Below are 17,808 nucleotides of genomic sequence, written 5' to 3'. Positions count from 1 at the left end.
CGCTCAGACCTCGAGGACCTGGCGCTTGTTGTAGGTGCCGCAAGAAGGGCACGCGATGTGCTGCTGCTTGGGCTCGTGGCAGCGCTCGCACGCAACCAGGGTGGGGACCGCAGCCTTCCACTGCGACCGGCGGTGGCGCGTGTTGCTGCGCGACATCTTCCGCTTCGGAACAGCCACGGCTACTTCTCCTGCTTCTCGTCGACGCCCTCTTCGGCGCCGCTCATCTCGTCCTTCTCGCCGTCCGACATGGTGCCGGCGAGTCCCTGCAATGCCGCCCAACGGATGTCGACGGCGTCGTGGTGGTGGTCCGGGTCGTCCGCGAGCCGCGCTCCGCACTCGGAGCACAGACCCGGGCAGTCCTCCCGGCACACCGGCTGCATCGGCAGTGCGAGCACCACCGCATCGCGCAGCAGAGGTTCGAGGTCGAAAAGTCCGTCCTCGAGGAAGAGCCTGTCCTCGTCGTCCTCGGCGTCGTCGCCCGGTTCCGCGATCACGCGGCCCCGGTCGTCGGCGTCAGGGTACGAGAACATCTCCTGGAAGTCCGCTTCGAGCTCCAGCCCGACCGGCTCCAGACACCTTACGCACTCCCCCTCGGCCTGTGCACGGGCGGTGCCTGTGACGAGCACACCTTCCATGACCGACTCGAGCCGGAGTTCGAGCTCGACCGGGGCGCCTTCCGGCACTCCGATCACTCCCTTGATACCGAAGTCCACGGGAGCGGGGACCGTGCGGGTCAGGCGCTGCAGCGCACCTGGACGCCGGCCCAGCTCATGCGTGTCGAACACGAGAGGGTTGCGGTGGTCGAGGTGGGCGTTGTGAGCCATTCCTGCTTTCGGTTTCCGAACTCGGAGGGACGCCGTCCCGGCAGTGTCCCCGGGCAGCGCTGATCGCGGACGTACGCGCGACCGAAGAGCCAGGATACTGGACCTTTCGCTCTCGGCCCAATCCGGTGCCCCGTGCCCGGTGTCGGGTGCCGCGTCCCGCGCGGTTCCGCAGGCCGCGACTACGGGACCCTCACAGGCCCCGGCCCTGCTCGTACGCCCTCAGCTGCTCGGCACTGATCATGCTGGTGTCGAAGAGGCTGGTCTCGTCCAGAGCGTAGCCCTGCTGGGGCTGCTCGCCCTGGTGGACCTGCTGGTGCTGGGCCTGGTTCGGGTCGTAGGAGCCCGTCTGGGCGTCGTAGCCCTGGAAGGGGGCACCTCCCGCCGGAGCGTAGGCGGAGGTGGAGGAGTAGGGATCGGCCTGCTGGTAGCCGTACGGGTCCTGCTGCCCGCCGTAGCCCTGCTGGTAGCCGCCGTACGGGTCGGTCTGCGCCGGCTGCTGGTAGCCGTAGGCCGGCTGGGGCTCGTACGCCGGCTGCGGCGGCTGCTGCGGCTGGGCGGGCCGCTCGGCGGGCGCGGTGGCCGGGGCCGGCGTGTCGGCCAGGGCCGCGAGATCGGCGAGGTAGTCGGCGTCGCTGGAGTGCTGGATGGTGGTGGTGTCCTCGGCGAGGGCGCCGAGGTCGTCGGTGGCGATCCGGCCGTGCAGCTTCTGCCGGCCGCGGCCGACGGCCTCCAGGGTCTTGGCCAGGACCGCCTCGAAGGCGCCGAGCTTGGCGTCGACGTAGGAGTCGGCGTCGCGGCGCAGGGTCTCGGGGTCGTGGCTGCGCTCGGGGGCGTCCTCGTCCTCGTAGCCGTTCTCGTCGAGGCCGGGGCCGGTGCCCAGCAGCTTCTCCCGGCCGCGGCCGACCGAGCCGAGGGTCTTGGTGAGGACCACCTCGAAGTTGGCGAGCTTGGAGTCGACGTAGTCGTCGGCCTCGGCGCGGACCTCCTCGGCCTCCTTGCGGGCCTCGGAGAGGATCCGGTCGGCCTCGGCCTGGGAGCGGCGGGCCACCTCGGTGTCGGAGATCAGCGAGCCGCGCTCGGCGTGCGCGGACTCGATGATCCGCTCGGCCTCGCGCCGGGCCTCCTCGACCATCTGCTGCCGGTCGCCGATCAGCTCCCGCGCCTGGGCGAGCGAGCCGGGCAGTGCCTGGCGCACCTCGTCGAGCAGCGCGAGCAGCTCGGCCCGGTTGACCACGCACGACGCCGACATGGGCATGGACCGGGCGCCGGAGACCGTGGCCACGATCTCGTCGAGCTTCTTCTGCACGTCCACGGTGTGCTCGCCACTCTCTGCCGTTGTGTTGGAGACGGACGGCACGACTGTACGACCATGGGGCGGTCGCCCGACACCGGGTGACGGGCCGTCAGGAACTCAGTCCTTCTTCAGCCGCCGGGTCAGGGCCTCGAGTACCTGCGGGGGCACCAGGTGCGAGACGTCGCCGCCCCAGGCCGCCACCTCCTTGACCAGGGAGGACGACAGGAAGCTGTAGGTGGGGTTGGTGGGCACGAAGAGCGTCTCGACACCGGAGAGGCCGTTGTTCATCTGGGCCATCTGCAGCTCGTAGTCGAAGTCGCTGACCGCGCGCAGGCCCTTGACGATGGCGGGGATGTCGCGCTGCTTGCAGAAGTCGACGAGCAGGCCGTGGAAGGCCTCGACCCGCACGTTGCCGTAGTCGGCGGTGACCTGCCGGATGAGCTCGATCCGCTCCTCGATCTCGAACAGGCCCTTCTTGGACTGGTTGATCATCACCGCCACGTAGACCTCGTCGTACAGACGGGAGGCTCGGGCAATGATGTCGAGGTGTCCGTTGGTGATCGGGTCGAACGACCCGGGACAGACGGCGCGGCGCACTTGAGATCCCTCGCTCTCCGGTCCGGTCATCGTGCGTCTTCGCACGTAGAGGCGGCGCGACCGTACCAAAACGTTCCCTCGCCGTAGCGGCGGGCCCGGATCGCGTCGAACCCGGGCGGCCACCGGAATTCACCGCCTCTGGTGCTGCGCTCCACGGTGACGAGGGCTTCTGCCGCGAGCCACCCCTCCGTACGGAGTGTGAGCAGAATCTCCCGAAGATCGTCGTCGGTGACGGCGTACGGCGGGTCGAGGAAGACGATGTCGTACGGCTCGGCCGGTGGCGGTGACTGGATGATCTGTCGCGCTCTGCCCGCCCGCACCTCGGCGCCGGGCAGGCCGATGGACCTCACGTTCTCCCGGACGGTGCGGACCGCGCGGGCGTCGGCCTCGACGAGCAGGGTGTGCCCGGCGCCGCGGGAGAGGGCCTCCAGGCCGACGGCACCCGACCCGGCGTACAGGTCGAGCACCCGTTCGCCGTCGAGCGGGCCGCCGAGGAGGGACTGCCAGGTGGAGAACAGGCCCTCGCGCGCCCGGTCGGAGGTGGGCCGGGTCCCCTGGCCCGGGGGTACGGCAAGACGGCGTCCACCGGCCCGGCCGGCGATCACGCGGGTCATGTCCTTGGGTCCTTGTCGTCCTGGTCGATGCGGTGCGGTGGGATGCGGTGAGAAGGAATGGGCTGCGGCTCGGGTGCCGGCTGTTCCAGTCTGTCAGCCCTTCTCCAGGTACTGCTCCCGCTCCTCGTCCAGCAGGGCGTCCAGGGCCGTGCGCAGGCCGGGCAGGTGCTCCAGGTCCGGGTCGGCGGCCACCACCGCGGCGGCCTCCTCGCGGGCCTCGGCGATGATCTCCTCGTCGTCGATGACGGCGAGCACCCGCAGGCTGGAGCGCACGCCGGACTGGGCCTGGCCGAGCACGTCGCCCTCGCGGCGCTGCTCCAGGTCGATGCGGGAGAGCTCGAAGCCGTCCAGGGTGGAGGCCACCGCGTTCAGCCGCTGGCGGGCGGCGCTCGCCTCGGGCATCTCGGTGACCAGCAGGCACAGACCGGGCGCGGAGCCCCGGCCGACCCGGCCGCGCAGCTGGTGGAGCTGCGAGACACCGAAGCGGTCGGCGTCCATGATCACCATCACGGTGGAGTTCGGGACGTTGACACCGACCTCGATGACCGTGGTGGCGACCAGCACGTCGGTCTCGCCGGCCGCGAAGCGGCGCATGACCGCGTCCTTGTCGTCGGGTTGCATCCGACCGTGCAGCACCTCGACCCGCAGCCCCTGGAGAGGCCCGCGGGCGAGCTGTTCGGCCACGTCGAGGACGGCGAGCGGCGGGCGCCTCTCGGCCGCGTCCTCGGCGGACTCGGGGGGCTGCTTCTTCTTGGCCGGCCTGTCCTTCGCGGACCGGGGATCGTCCTCCTCGTCACCGATGCGCGGACACACCACGTACGCCTGGTGGCCCTTCGCGACCTCCTCGCGCACCCGCTCCCAGGCCCGCGCCAGGAAGTGGGGCTTGTCGGCGGCCGGGACGACATGGCTGGCGATGGGCGAGCGCCCGGCCGGGAGCTGGTCCAGGACGGAGGTCTCCAGGTCGCCGAAGACCGTCATCGCCACCGTGCGCGGAATGGGCGTGGCGGTCATGACCAGCAGGTGCGGGGGTTGCTTTCCCTTGCCGCGCAGGGCGTCGCGCTGCTCGACGCCGAAGCGGTGCTGCTCGTCCACGACCACCAGCCCGAGGTCGTGGAACTGCACCTTGTCCTCGATCAGCGCATGGGTGCCGATCACGATGCCGGCCTCGCCGGTGGCCAGGTCGAGCAGCGCCTGACGGCGGGCCGCCGCGCCCATGGAACCGGTGAGCAGCACCACCTTGGTGGCGTGCTCGGCCCCGCCCAGCGTGCCTCCCTCGGCCAGCTCGCCCATCATCTCGGTGACCGAACGGTGGTGCTGCTGGGCCAGCACCTCGGTGGGCGCGAGCATCGCGGCCTGCCCGCCCGCGTCGACCACGGCGAGCATGGCGCGCAGGGCCACCATCGTCTTTCCGCTGCCCACCTCGCCTTGGAGCAGCCGGTGCATCGGGTGTTCGGTCGCCAGGTCGTCGAAGATCTCGCGGGAGACCTTCTGCTGGCCCTCGGTGAGGGTGAAGGGCAGGCGGTCGTCGAAGGCGGCGAGCAGGCCGTCCGGCCGCTGCTTCCTCGGGACGGCGGGGAGCTGGGCGTCGGCGTGCCGGCGGCGGGCGAGGGCGACCTGGAGGACGAAGGCCTCGTCCCACTTCAGGCGGGCGCGCGCGTCGGCGATGTCCGCCTTGGTCTGCGGGCGGTGGATCTTGAGCAGCGCCTCGGGCAGCGTGACCAGGCCGCGGCCCGCGCGGAGCGAGTCGGGCAGCGGGTCGACGGCCTCCTCGGCGCTGGGCAGGACGGTCTGGACCGCCTTGCCGATCTTCCAGGACTCCAGTTTGGCGGTGGCGGGGTAGAGCGGGATGAGGGCGCCCGCCCAGGACTCGACGGTCTCCCCGGCGTCCCCCTTCAGCAGTTCGTAGGCCGGGTGGGCCAGCTGGATCCGCCGGTTGAACACGGAGACCTTGCCCGCGAACATCGCGCGCGTGCCCGGCAGGAGCTCCTTGTGCGGCTTGTGCACACCGTTGCCGAAGAAGACCAGCTGGAGCCGGCCGCTGCCGTCGGTGATCGTCACCTCCAGGCGCTGGCCCTTGCCGCGGGGCGCCCGGGAGGAGGCGAAGGTGTGCAGGCGGGCGTCGGCGACCTGGGCGACCACGGTGACGTGCTCGTCCATGGGGAGGTCGGCGAGGCGGGTGAGCTGGCCACGCTCCTCGTATCTGCGCGGGTAGTGGTGGAGGAGGTCGCCGACGGAGTGCAGGCCGAGGTGCTCGGCCATCACCTTCGCGGTGGCGGGGCCGAGCACCGACTTCAGCGGTTGTCGCAGTGGTTCTTGCAGTGCGGGCACGAGATCCATTGCACACCACGGCACTGACAAAGCCGTAGCCGTGTCGCGAAACCCGTGGTCGCACGGGTCGCCCGGGCTCTAGGATGACGCGCTCCGGCCTCCCCCCGCGGTCACCGCCCCACGCCGGGACCGCCCGACCCCGCGCCGCCCCGAAGCTCCCCCCACCGGCGCCGTGACGATGGACTCCCAGACCTCACAGGCATCACCACAGGGACCACAGCCATCCCAGCCAGCCCCGTCCGCCCACACCTTCCAGGTCGACCTGCGCGGCCTGGTGGACCTGCTCTCGCACCACCTCTACTCCAGTCCCAAGGTCTACCTCCGCGAGCTGCTGCAGAACGCCGTGGACGCCATCACCGCCCGGCGCGCCGAGGACCCGGACGTTCCCGCCCGGGTGCGGCTGTACGCCGACGGGGGCAGCCTGTGCGTGGAGGACACCGGGATCGGGCTCACCGAGTCCGACGTGCACGAGCTGCTGGCGACCATCGGCCGCAGCTCCAAGCGCGCCGAGGGGCTGCAGGACGCCCGCTCGGACTTCCTCGGCCAGTTCGGCATCGGCCTGCTGGCCTGTTTCGTGGTCGCCGAGCGGATCCGCGTGGTCAGCCGCAGCGCCCGTACGCCTCACGCGCCGCCCGTGGAGTGGACGGCGCGCGACGACGGCTCGTACACCGTGCGGACCCTGCCGGGCTCCGCCCGCCCGGAGCCCGGCACCACCGTGCACCTTCAGGCGCGGGCCGGTGCCGGTGAGTGGCTGGCCGAGCAGCGGGTGCTCGCGCTGGCGCGGGACTTCGGGTCGCTGCTGCCGTACGACGTCCGGGTCGGCGAGGAGGCGGTCACCGATCTGCCCGCGCCCTGGAACCGGGCGTACCCCTCCCCCGCCGCCCGCCGGGTCGCCCTGGCCCGGCACTGCCACGACCTGTTCGGCTTCACCCCGCTGGACTCGGTCGACCTGGACGTGCCGGTGGCCGGGATCCGCGGGGTGGCGTACGTGCTGCCGTCGGCGGTCAGCCCGGCGCAGCGGGCGGGTCACCGCGTGCACCTGAAGGGCATGCTGCTGACCGAGCGGGCCGAACAGCTGCTGCCCGACTGGGCGTTCTTCGTGCGCTGCGTGCTCGACACGGACAGCCTGCGGCCGACCGCCTCGCGCGAGTCGCTGTACGAGGACGAGACGCTGGCGGCGGTGCGCGAGGCGCTGGGGGAACGAATCCGGTCCTGGCTGACCGGGCTGGCCGCCGGTGACCCGGAGCGGCTGGCCGCCTTCCTGGCCGTGCACCACCTGGGCGTGAAGTCCCTGGCCCGGCACGACGCGGAGATGCTGCGCACGATGCTGCCGTGGCTGCCCTTCGAGACGACCGACGGGCGGCTGTCCCTGGAGGAGTTCGCGCAGCGGCACCCGGTGGTGCACTTCACGCGGACGGTGGAGGAGTACCGGCAGGTGGCGCCGATCGCCTCCGCGCAGGGCGTCGGCGTCGTCAACGGCGGCTACACCTACGACAGCGAACTGGTGGAGGCGCTGCCCTCGGTGCGCCCGGGAACGGCGGTCGCCGAACTGGACGCGGACACCGTGACCGCTCACCTGGACGCCGTCGACCCGGCCGAGGAGCTGGCCCTGTCGGGGTTCCTGGCGAGCGCGCGGGCGAAGCTGGACCCGCTGGGCTGCGACGTCGTGCTGCGCGCCTTCCACCCGCTGTCCGTGCCCGCGCTGCACCTGGACGACCGGGCGGCCCGGCACGAGCGGGCCCGCTCGGAGGCCGAGACGCAGGCCGACGACCTGTGGGCGGGCATCCTCGGCTCGCTGCGCGGCAGCGCCCCGCGCGCGCGTCTGGTGCTCAACCACCTCAACCCGCTGGTCCGGAGGATCAGTTCCCTGGGCGATGCGGAGCTGATCGGCACGGCGACGGAGTCCCTGTACGGGCAGGCGTTGCTGATGGCGCAGCGCCCGTTGCGCCCGGCGGACTCGGCGCTGCTCAACCGCGCCTTCATCGGACTGCTGGAGTGGGCCACCCACGGGGAGGAGGGTTGCCGATGAGCTCGATCACGGATTTCGGCTCGCTGCGCCGGGCCATGGCGGAGAACGGCGAGCAGCCGGAGGGACCGGCCCGCAACGCGCGCGCGGAACAGCTGCTGGCCGAGGCCGAGAAGCTGGACATCCCGCTCGCAGTGATCGAGGCGCTCGGGCACCAGCTGAAGGTCTACAACTACAGCTCCGAGAAGGACAAGATATTCGTCCCCTTCGCGCGGCTGCTGCGCCTGTGGGACGAACACCCCGAGGACTTCGACGAGTACGAGGCCCATTCACTGCACTGGGTCTTCAAGTGGATGTCGGCCGGCATGCTGGACCAGCCGCACATCCCGCTGGCGTCCGTCGAGAAGTGGCTCGGCGAGATGGAGCACCGCTACCGGATCGCCGGGTACTCCGAACGGGCGGTTCGCGGCGCGGAGTTCAGCGTCGCCACGCATGTCGGGGACGTGGCTCGGGCGGAGCGGGCGTACGCCGCGTGGCTGGCGGCCGACCGCGACCGGATGGCCGACTGCCACGCGTGCGAGCTGCACGAGCAGGGCTGGTGGCAGGCCGAGCGCGGCCGGGACGCGGAGGCGGTCGAACTGTGGCGGCCGGTGCTGGAGGGCGAGTTCACCTGCGCCCACGAGCCGCACGCCGTGCTCGCCTCCTCGCTGCTGCCGCTGCTGCGGCTGGGCCGCCCGGAAGAGGCGCGCGCCCACCATCTGCGGGGTTTCCGGCTGGTGCGGCCCATGGAGAGCATGCGCACCGCCTACGCCAAGCACGTGGAGTTCTGTGCGCTGACCGGCAACGAGGCGCGCGCCCTGGAGTTGCTGGCCGAGCGGCCGGCGTACTTCACCGACACCGGGCATCCGCGCAGCAGGCTGGACTTCCTCGCGGTGGTGACACTGCTGACGGACCGTCTGGTGGAGCTGGGGCTGGACGGGCAGACGGTGCCGGGACCGGCGGGGCGTGCCTGGACGGCACGTGAACTGGCCGCCCACGCGCGCGGGGAGGCCGAGGCGCTGGCCGCCCGCTTCGACCGGCGCAACGGCACTGCCCACGTCGGCGAGCGGGTGCGCGCGCGCATGGCGCGGCGCCCGCTGGCGGAGCGGCTGCCGCTGGGGGTGCGGACGGCGCGGCCGCCGGCCACCCGGCCCGCCACCGGGGTGCGGCCCGCCGCCGCGGCGGAACCGGAGGCCCACGACCTGCCCGCGCTGCTGGCCGAGGCGCGGCGGCTGTCGGACACCCTCCGGCCGCACGCCATGGAGGCGTGGGCGGCGGTCGCGCGAGCCGCAGAGGACCTGGACGGCGTGGAACTGGACGCCCGGGACCGGGCCGAGATCGCCGACCACGAAGCGATGGGCCGGGGGCCGGAGGGCGCCGGGCTGTTCGCACGGGCGGCCGAGCTGTACGCGGAGGCGGGTGATCCCGGTGAGGCGCTGGCCGCACGCGCGCGTGCGGCGTACGTACGAGCGCTGACGGGTGACGTGGAGGAGGCGCTCGTCGCGGTCGCCGAGCCGTACGAGCGGGTCCTCGCGCTGTACGCCGAAGGCGGCACCGGCGTGCGGCAGACGGCGTCCGTGCTGATCGGGCGGGCGCGGATCCTGATGCGGCCGGTGCACGAGGCCGAGGGGCCCGTGGCCCCTCAGGTGCTGTCCGCAGCGGAGGAGGCCGCGCGGGAGGTGCTGGCGCTCGTCGAGTCGCCCACCGGGCAGGACGGGGCCGCCGGGAACAGCGGGGAGGACGGGGCCGACGTACGGACGGCCTCGCGGACGGCCGAGGCGCGGGCGATGCTCGCGGAGGTCGCCGCGCGCACCGGGGACCTCCGGACGGCCACGGAGCTGCTCGAGGGGGCCGTGGCGCGGTACGTCGGCGCCGGGCTGCCCTGGTTCGCGGTGGAGTACGAGGCCCGGCTGGCCTCCCTCGCGTACCACCTGGGCGATGCGGCCCGGGCCGAACGGGCACTGCGCGCCGCCCTGGAGCACGGCGGAGAGTATCTGGAGGCCGCCGGACGGGCGCAGCTGCACCTCCGGCTGGCCGAGGTGCTCGGCGGCCTCGGCCGGGCCCCGGAGGCGGCGGAGCACGCCCTTCAGGCGGCGCACTGGGCCGACGAGGCGGGTGAGGGCCCCACGCTCGGTGCCTGGGCGCGGCAGCAGCTCGGCGGTCTGCTGCTGCGGCAGGGACGGTGGGCCGAGGCCGCCGAGGTGCTGGAGTCGGCGCTGGCGGACCTGTCCGCCGAGACCCACGGCGACGGGGCGGTCGTGCAGACCCAGTGGTGGCTCGGCGACTGCCTGAGCGAGCTCGGGGAGCACCGCATGGCGGCCGAACGGCGGCTTCAGGCCGCCGAGATCGCCCGGCACTGGCCCGAGCAGCAGGACCACGCCACACTCGCCCATCTCGCCGCCGAGTCGCTGAGCCACGCGGGACTGCCCGCCGAGGCGGACCGTGCCTACGCGCGCGCGGGCGACCTGTGGCGCTCGCTGGGCAACGCGCACGGCCTCGTACGTTCGCTGCGCGCCCGTGCGTGGCTGGCGTTGCGCACGGAGGCCGGCCCGGACACGGCACGGCGGCTGATGGCGAGCGCGGTCGAGGAGTGCGGGGCCGCGCTGGGCGGGGCGGCCGACGAGGAGGCGCGGCTCGGGCTCACCGGGGAACTCGGCAACACCCACAGGCAGTTCGGGGACCTGCTGGCCCGTTCCGTCGAGGCGGAGGAGCCGGAGGAGGACACGACCAGGTCCGTGCTCGGGGAGGCTCTGTCCCGGACGGAACAGGCGATCGCCGTGTTCGCCCGGCTCGGACCGGACGCCCTGCACGACAGGACCGGCGCGGAACTCGCCGCGGGTTGGCTGGAGTCCGACCTGGGCCGGCCCGCCGAGGCGGCGGCACGCGCGCGTGCCGTCCTCGCGGCCTACGAGGGCACCGGGGACGAGGACGACGCAGTGCCGGCCCGGCGCGCGGAGGCCGGACGGCTGCTGCACCTGGTGGAGAAGCGGTCCGAGGACTGACGAGGTCCGCCCGGGCCCCCGCCGCTACTCCACGCCGATGAGCAGCGGGGCGCCCTGCCGGCCGCCCCGGTAGACCACCGTGTCCACGGCCAGGTAGGAGTCGCGGACGTGGATCTGCAGGTGGTCGGCGACGGTGTCCGGGGCGTCGTCGCCGAGGACGAGGGTGACCAGTTCGCCACCGGCCGAGAGCATGCGGTCCAGAACGGTCTTGGCCGTGGCCGTGACGTCCGAGCCGATCACGGCCACGTCGCCCTCGATGAGGCCGAGGACGTCACCGGCCTGACAGATGCCCGCCGTGGTCCACGACTGGCGCTCGGCGACGGTGACCTCGGCGTGGCGGGTGGCGCCGGCCGCCGACGTCATGGCGACCACGTCCTCGTCGAAGCGGCGCCCCGGTTCGTGCACCGCGAGGGCGGCGAGGCCCTGGACCGCCGAGCGGGTCGGGATGAGGGCCACGCGGACGCCCTCGCCGCGCGCCTGTTCGGCCGCCGCGGCGGCGGTGTCGCGCAGTTCGGCGTCGTTGGGCAGCAGGACCACCTCGCGTGCGTGGGCCCGCCGTACGGCCTCCAGCAGCTCGCCGCTCGCCGGCGGCTCGCCGGGGCGGGCCGGCACCGTGGTCGCCCCGGCCTCGGTGTACAGCCCGGCCAGGCCCTCGCCGGGGACGACGGCCACGACGGCGCGCTGGGCGCGTTCCCGGGGCGGCCGCTCGGCACGGGTGGTGTGCGCGTCGTCCGCGCCGAAGTGGGTGATCCGGATGCGGTGCGGGCGCCCGGCCTCTACACCCGCCTCCACGGCGGCGCCGGCGTCGTCCACGTGCACGTGCACGTTCCACAGCCCGTCGCCGCCGACCACGACGAGGGAGTCCCCGAGCGCGTCGAGCCGCTGCCGCAGCCGGGCGACGGACGCGTCCTCGGCCTCCAGGAGGTAGATCACCTCGAAGGCGGGGCCCGCGGACGGTGCGGGAGCGGGAGACGGGGCGCAGGCGCTCGGCTCGTCCGGCTCGGCGGAATGCACGCGCGCGTGCGGCACGGTCGGCTTTACCTCGCCCGGCCGGCCGGTCCCTGCGGCCTCCGCCGTCCCGTCCGACGGTGTGCTCTCCGTCGCCGGTGTCTCGCCCGTGAACGTCTCGACCAGGGCCGCGAGCACCGCGACCAGCCCTCGTCCGCCGGCGTCGACCACTCCGGCGCGCTCCAGGGCGGCCAGCTGGCCGGGGGTGGCGGCCAGGGCCCGGCGCGCGCCCTCGTAGGCGGCGCGCGCGACCGTGCCGCAGTCGCCCTCCGCGCCGGTGGCCGCGTCGGCGGCGGCGGAGGCGACCGACAGGACCGTGCCCTCGACCGGGTGCGCCACCGCCTGCCGGGCGGAGTCGGCGGCGCGCCGCAGGGCGAGCCGCAGACCTCGGCCGTCGGTGTGGGCGCTCTCGCCGTCGGCGGCGAGCACCTGGGCCATGCCGCGCAGCAGCTGGGCGAGGATCGTCCCGGAGTTGCCGCGCGCGCCGATCAGCGCCCCGTGCGCCATCGCCCGCGCGGCCTCGGCCAGGGACGGGCGGCCGAGGGAGGGGTCGGGGAGCGGGAGGGCCTCGCCGGTGGGGCCGCCGGCCTCGTGGGCCTCGAACACGGCCTCCACCGCCGCGACGGCGGACTCCACGGTCAGGTACAGGTTCGTGCCGGTGTCCCCGTCGGCCACGGGAAAGACGTTGATCGAGTCGATCTCCTCGCGCGCCCGCCCCAGCGCCCGCAGCGCCAGACCGCACCAGGTGCGCACCGCCGGCGCGTCGAACGTCTGCGGCACCTGCGCCACCTGCGCCTCCCTGAGCTGCTGGTCTGGACGGCAGGGTAGACCCAGGGGTGGCGCCCGCCGGAAGAGGGCCGGGGCGGACCCCGGAGGCGCCATGGTAGTTTCGTTCCACGGGAGCAGACGTTGTATGCTGCTCCGGTTGCCCGATCCTGATCGGGCTCTTCCCCTGGCAACGCCACTCGGGTTTCGAAGTGCTCTCTGAGCCAGAAGTCCGGATCCCGGCATGCCGGGATCAACCGTAAGTGCATCTGAAGTCTTTGGAGTGACCCGTGGCTGCCAACTGCGACGTCTGCGGCAAGGGGCCGGGCTTCGGCAACAACATCTCGCACTCGCACCGCCGTACGTCCCGCCGCTGGAACCCGAACATCCAGCGTGTGCGTACCGTGGTCGGCGGGACGCCGAAGCGCGTGAACGCCTGCACCTCGTGCATCAAGGCCGGCAAGGTCTCGCGCTGACGCACAGCAACAGCTAAGCGCGCGGCCACTGCTGGTTCGCTGCATTAAGCCGGTCCGTCCCGACGGGCCGGCTTTTTGCCGTGCCCGCTTCGGGGCGGCCCTCCACAGTGCCTGCTTGGAGGAGCCCTCCACCGCGTCTGCTTGAGCGCGGCCCTTCCACCGTGTCCGTTTCAGGTGCGGCCCTCCGCCGCGTCGGCCTCGGCTGGCAGGCTTTCGCCGTATCCGAGGACCGGCCCCCGCCCCACCTGCCAGAATCCGGGGAATGCGCTTCGGCATCCTGGGCCCGCTGGACATCCGTACCGACGACGGCACCCCTGTCGACCCCGGCGGCCCGCGTCCCCGCGCCCTGCTCACCCTCCTGCTCCTGGACGTCGGCCGGACGGTCCCCACGGAGCGCCTGATCGACGGCCTGTACGGCGCCGAGCCGCCCGCCGGGGCCATGGGCGCCCTCCAGTCGCAGATCTCCCGCCTGCGCAGGCGCCTCGGCCCGCAGACGCCCGTCGAGACCGACCCGGTCGGCTACCGCCTGGCCGCCGCGCCCGAATCCGTCGACGCCCATCGATTCGAACTCATGACCGAAGAAGGTCGCGCGGCCCTCGCCGCCGGTGACCCCGCGCGCGCGGCCGCCGTGCTGCGCGAGGCGCTCGCGCTGTGGCGCGGCCCCGCCCTGCCCGACCTGCCGGACGCGGAGGCGCACGCCGCCGTGGCCCGCCTGGAGGAGCTGCGGCTGGCCGCCGCCCAGGACCGCGTCGAGGCGGACCTCGCGCTCGGCGGCGGTGCCGAGCTGGTCCCCGAGCTGCGCGCGCTGCTCGCCGCGCACCCGCTCAGCGAACGGCTGTACGGGCAGCTGATGCGCGCCCTGCACACGGCCGGGCGGCCCGCCGAGGCCCTGACCGTGTACGAGCAGGCCCGGCGCACGCTCGCGGACGAACTGGGCACCGACCCGTCCGGCGAACTGTCCGCCCTGCACCTCGAACTGCTCCAGGGCGGCGGCCGCGCCCCCGCACGGCCCCCGCTCCCGGCCCAGCTGACCCGCTTCGTCGGCCGGGACGCCGAGCTCGCCCGCATCGCCGCGCTCCTGGCCGACCCCGACTCGCGCCTGGTCACACTCACCGGACCCGGCGGCGCGGGCAAGACCCGGCTCGCGATCGAGGCCGCCCGGACCGGCGCCGAGGCGTGCCTGGTCGAACTGGCCCCCCTGGGCGACGGCACCAAGGTCCCGTACGCGATCCTCGCGGCCCTCGGGATACGGGAGGGCTTCCGCCACGCCACGACCGACATCACCGGCCGGCTGCTGGCCGCCCTGGAGGACCGCGAGCTGCTGCTGGTGCTGGACAACTGCGAGCACGTGGTCGAGGACGCGGCCCGGCTCGCCGGGCTGCTGCTCGGCTGCTGCCCGGGCGTGCGGATCCTCGCGACCAGCCGCGAGGCCCTCGGCATCACCGGCGAGGTCCTGGTCCCGGTGCCGTCACTGCCGCCGGAACCGGCGGAGCGGCTCTTCCTGGACCGGGCCCGGGCCGTGCGCCCCGCCTTCGAGGGCCACGCGCGCGTGCCCGACATCTGCCGGGCCCTGGACGGGCTGCCGCTGGCGATCGAGCTGGCGGCGGCACGGCTGCGGACCCTGGAGCCGGAGGAGCTCGCCGACCGCCTGGACGACCGGTTCCGCCTGCTCTCCCGCGGTGACCGCACCAAGGCGCCCCGCCACCGCACCCTGCGGGCCGTCGTGGAGTGGAGCTGGGACCTGCTGGACGCCAAGGAGCAGGAGCTGGCCGGGCGGCTGACCGTGTTCCCCGGGGGCGCCACGGCGGACGCCGTCCAGGCCGTGTGCGGGGTGCCGGATCCGGAGGACCTGCTGGCGTCGCTGGTGGAGAAGTCGTTCCTGGAGGTGTCCGAGGGGCGCTACCGGATGCTCGAGACCATCCGCGCGTTCGCCGCCGAACACGCCGTGGACCCGGGCGGGCTACGGGACGCGCACGCCGCCTACTTCCTGCGGCTGGCCGAGCACGCCGAGCCGCACCTGCGCGGGGGCGGGCAGTTGCGCTGGCTGGCCCGGCTGGCCGCCGAACACGCCAACCTGGACGCGGCGCTGCGTCACCTCGCGCGCGCCGACCACGCGGGCGCCCTGCGTCTGATGGCCCTGCTGTCCTGGTTCTGGCGGCTGCGCGGACTGCACGGCGAGCAGGTGCCGCTCGCCCGTGCCCTGCTGGCCGCCGTGGGCGAGGCGCCGCCGCCCGGCCTGGTGGAGGAGTACGTCCTGTGCGCCATCGACTCGCTGTCCGGGGACGGCGGGGACCCCCTCGCCGGGGAGGAGCTCCGCGCGCGCGTGGACACCGTTCTGGAGTCGTACCAGGGCCCGCTGCGGTTGCCGTACGTCCTGGTGCTGTGGTCCGTGGCGGCGGGCCCCAGGCCCGCCGCCAACGAGCGGGCTCTCGCCCATGCCGGCGACGACCCGTGGGCGCGGGCCCTGCTGGACATAGGGCTGGGCTTCCAGGCGCAGTTCGCGGGCCGGGTCCGGGAGTCCGAGGAGTGCTTCGCCCGCGGGCTGAAGCGGTTCCGCGCCGCCGGGGACCGCTGGGGCATGGCCAACTGCCTGGAACCGCTGGCCCTTCACGCCCTCGCGCGCGGTGAGCACGGGCGGGCGCTGGAGCTGCTGGACGAGGGACTCGGGTACGTGCGGGAACTGGCGGCCCCGGAGGAGACGGCCGACCTGCTGCGCAGCCGCGCCACGGTGCTGCTGCGCCGGGGCGACCCGGACCGGGCGGCGGCGCACTTCGAGCAGGCGCTGACGCTCGCCCGCACGGCCGGGGCAGCCGACAAGGCGGCGGGCGCGCTGCGCGGCCTGGGCGACACGGCCCGGCTGTCCGGCGACACGGGACGCGCGCGTGCGTACTACGAGCAGGCCCTGAGGGAGTGCGCCGCGAACTGGTTCAGCGTGGGCGAGACCGTCCGGATCCTCATCGGCCTGGGCCGCACGGCCGTCGCCGAAGGATGTGTCGAGGACGCGCGCGACTGGTTCCGGCAGGCCGCCGCCATGGCCGAGGAGAGCCCGGGCGTCCTGGAGCTCGCCGAGGCGGCCGAGGCGCTGGCATCCGTCACCGAGCCGCCGGAGCGGGCCGCCGTCCTGCTCGGCGCCGGCACGGGACTGCGGGGTGCCCCGCCGCACGGGGACCCCGATGCCGCACGGACCGAGGAGGAAGTTCGCGCGCGGCTCTCGCCGCAGACCTACGCGGACGCCTTCGACCAGGGCAGACGGCGACGGTCAGCGGCAGTCAGCGAACGGTGGGCGGACGGTAGGCGCCGGGCTGGAGGCTGCTGCCCATGACGAACCCGAAGAACACCGGCAGCCTGGCCCACCTCGACGTCCTGATCTCCGGCGCGAGCGTCGCCGGCCCGGCCCTCGCCCTGAACCTCGCCCGCTACGGCGCCCGCGTCACCGTCGTGGAGAAGGCGCCCGCCCTGCGCGGCGGCGGCTTCGCCGTCGACTTCCGCGGCCACGTCCACCGCAAGGTGCTCGGCGACATGGGCATCTGGGACGAGATCCACGCCCACCAGACGCACATGGGCCGGCAGACCGTCGTCGACGCCGACGGCGCCGCGCGCGTGGACCTGCCCGCCGAGATGATGAGCGGCGACGTGGAGATCTTCCGCGGCGAACTCGCGCGGATCATGTACGAGCGCACCGAGGACCGTGTCGAGTACGTCTTCGGGGACTCCGTCGCCACGCTCACCGACACCGCCGACGGTGTCGAGGTCACCTTCGAGCGGGGCGCGCCGCACCGCTTCGACCTCGTCGTCGGCGCGGACGGACTGCACTCCCACACCCGCCGTCTGGTCTTCGGCGACGAGTCCCGCCACCTGCGCTTCTTCGACCACTACGTGGCCGGCTTCCCGGTTCCCAACCACCTGGGCCTGGACCGCAGCGGGCGCCTCTACAGCGAGCCCGGCCGCGCGGTCGTCGTCGGCAACTACGACGGCGACCCGGACCGCGCGGGCGCCCTGCTGGTCTTCCGTTCCGAGGAGCTGACGTACGACCGCCGGGACGTCGCCGCGCAGAAGCGGATCCTGGCCGAGCGGTTCGCGGGCATGGGCTGGGAGACACCGCGCGTCCTCGAGGCCCTGGAGAAGACCGACGACCTGTACTTCGACGCGATCGCGCAGATCCACGTCGACCGGCTCACCAAGGGGCGGGTGGCGCTGCTCGGGGACGCCGGGTACGGCGCCACGATGGGCGGCATGGGCACGGGCGTGGCGATCGTCGGCGCGTACGTCCTGGCCGGTGAACTCGCCCTCGCGGGCGGCGACCACCGCACCGCGTTCGCCGCGTACGAGAGCGCGATCCGGGGCTTCGCCAAGGGCTGCCAGAAGATCTCCGGCAACGCCGGCCCCTTCTTCGCCCCGCCGACCGAGCGGCGCATCCGCAGCCGCGACCGGATGTACCGGCTGCTCAGCTCGCGGATGCTGGCCGGCTTCTTCAAACGGCTCACGGAGAAGGCGGCCACCGCGATCGAACTGCGCGACTACCCGGCCGCGTGAGCACGCAACCGCGGCCGCCCGGCCGGGTGACGGTCGAACCGCGCGCCTACCCGGCCGTGCGAGGCCCCCGGAAGGTCCAGCCGTGGTCCACGGGCCCGATCCCGCCGCCGAGCGCGAACCCGGCCGCGATCGCCCCGGTGACGTACTCCTTGGCGGCCGTGACCGCCTCCGGCACGGACCGGCCCTTCGCCAGCTGCGAGGCGATCGCGGAGGCGAGGGTGCAGCCCGTGCCGTGGGTGTGCCGGTTGTCGTAGCGGGGGGCGCGCAGCCAGTACTCCTCGGAGCCGTCCGTCAGCAGGTCCACGGCCTGGCTCCCGCCCTCCCGCACGGCCTGGCTCCCGCCCTCCCGCACGGCCTGGCTC

Annotated in this window: 13 protein-coding genes; 5 read left to right on the top strand and 8 right to left on the bottom strand. The window is 74.0% G+C overall.

Annotated elements, in window-relative coordinates; genetic code table 11:
* Positions 1–3: 3 nt before the first annotated feature.
* From rpmF to recG, 6 genes are all read right to left on the bottom strand, one after another.
* Positions 4–177, bottom strand: a complete 174-nt coding sequence (gene rpmF, locus BZY54_RS33820; RefSeq protein WP_003951102.1) for a 50S ribosomal protein L32 — start codon at positions 175–177, stop codon at positions 4–6.
* 2 nt (positions 178–179) lie between these two features.
* A complete protein-coding gene (locus tag BZY54_RS33815; protein ID WP_086729144.1) occupies positions 180–824 on the bottom strand; it encodes a YceD family protein in 645 nt (214 codons plus the stop codon).
* A gap of 190 nt (positions 825–1,014) precedes the next feature.
* Positions 1,015–2,136 (bottom strand): cell division initiation protein, encoded by a 1,122-nt coding sequence (locus tag BZY54_RS33810; RefSeq protein WP_086729143.1) that lies wholly within the window; start codon positions 2,134–2,136, stop codon positions 1,015–1,017.
* 99 nt (positions 2,137–2,235) lie between these two features.
* Positions 2,236–2,715: a pantetheine-phosphate adenylyltransferase gene (coaD, locus tag BZY54_RS33805; protein ID WP_208640855.1), complete on the bottom strand. Its 480-nt coding sequence runs from the start codon at positions 2,713–2,715 to the stop codon at positions 2,236–2,238.
* 26 nt (positions 2,716–2,741) lie between these two features.
* The gene (gene rsmD, locus BZY54_RS33800; RefSeq protein WP_086729141.1) at positions 2,742–3,329 is read right to left on the bottom strand and encodes a 16S rRNA (guanine(966)-N(2))-methyltransferase RsmD; all 588 of its coding nucleotides are present in this window, start codon (positions 3,327–3,329) and stop codon (positions 2,742–2,744) included.
* A 93-nt stretch (positions 3,330–3,422) separates the two neighbouring features.
* Complete coding sequence (gene recG / locus BZY54_RS33795; protein WP_086729140.1) at positions 3,423–5,666, bottom strand: ATP-dependent DNA helicase RecG; 2,244 nt, start codon at positions 5,664–5,666, stop codon at positions 3,423–3,425.
* Between the two features lie 169 nt (positions 5,667–5,835).
* Here recG and BZY54_RS33790 point away from each other — a divergent pair, with 169 nt between their 5' ends.
* Both BZY54_RS33790 and BZY54_RS33785 read left to right on the top strand, forming a co-directional pair.
* Positions 5,836–7,686 carry an HSP90 family protein gene (locus BZY54_RS33790; protein ID WP_086729139.1) on the top strand — a complete coding sequence of 617 codons (1,851 nt, stop codon included), beginning with the start codon at positions 5,836–5,838 and terminating at the stop codon, positions 7,684–7,686.
* Positions 7,683–10,664 carry a tetratricopeptide repeat protein gene (locus tag BZY54_RS33785; RefSeq protein WP_086729138.1) on the top strand — a complete coding sequence of 994 codons (2,982 nt, stop codon included), beginning with the start codon at positions 7,683–7,685 and terminating at the stop codon, positions 10,662–10,664. Before BZY54_RS33790 ends, BZY54_RS33785 begins: the two co-directional genes overlap by 4 nt.
* 24 nt (positions 10,665–10,688) lie before the next feature.
* On the opposite strand, the gene BZY54_RS33780 is transcribed toward BZY54_RS33785, so the two are convergent.
* Entirely contained in the window at positions 10,689–12,461 is a 1,773-nt protein-coding gene (locus BZY54_RS33780) for a DAK2 domain-containing protein (RefSeq protein ID WP_086729137.1), read from the bottom strand.
* Positions 12,462–12,727: 266 nt separating this feature from the next.
* Here BZY54_RS33780 and rpmB point away from each other — a divergent pair, with 266 nt between their 5' ends.
* The 3 genes from rpmB to BZY54_RS33765 all read left to right on the top strand — a co-directional run bounded on the left by rpmB (position 12,728) and on the right by BZY54_RS33765 (position 17,446).
* Complete coding sequence (gene rpmB, locus BZY54_RS33775; RefSeq protein WP_003993230.1) at positions 12,728–12,913, top strand: 50S ribosomal protein L28; 186 nt, start codon at positions 12,728–12,730, stop codon at positions 12,911–12,913.
* Between the two features lie 262 nt (positions 12,914–13,175).
* The gene (locus BZY54_RS33770) at positions 13,176–16,235 is read left to right on the top strand and encodes an AfsR/SARP family transcriptional regulator (RefSeq protein WP_086729136.1); all 3,060 of its coding nucleotides are present in this window, start codon (positions 13,176–13,178) and stop codon (positions 16,233–16,235) included.
* Positions 16,232–17,446, top strand: a complete 1,215-nt coding sequence (locus BZY54_RS33765; protein ID WP_086729135.1) for an FAD-dependent monooxygenase — start codon at positions 16,232–16,234, stop codon at positions 17,444–17,446. Before BZY54_RS33770 ends, BZY54_RS33765 begins: the two co-directional genes overlap by 4 nt.
* 46 nt (positions 17,447–17,492) lie before the next feature.
* On the opposite strand, the gene BZY54_RS33760 is transcribed toward BZY54_RS33765, so the two are convergent.
* Positions 17,493–17,808: bifunctional hydroxymethylpyrimidine kinase/phosphomethylpyrimidine kinase (locus tag BZY54_RS33760; RefSeq protein WP_208640854.1), on the bottom strand; the 316-nt coding region annotated here is incomplete at its 5' end.

The sequence above is a fragment of the Streptomyces carpinensis genome, assembly GCF_002154505.1.
GTDB lineage: Bacteria > Actinomycetota > Actinomycetes > Streptomycetales > Streptomycetaceae > Streptomyces > Streptomyces carpinensis.
This window is presented reverse-complemented; position numbering and strand designations above follow the sequence as displayed.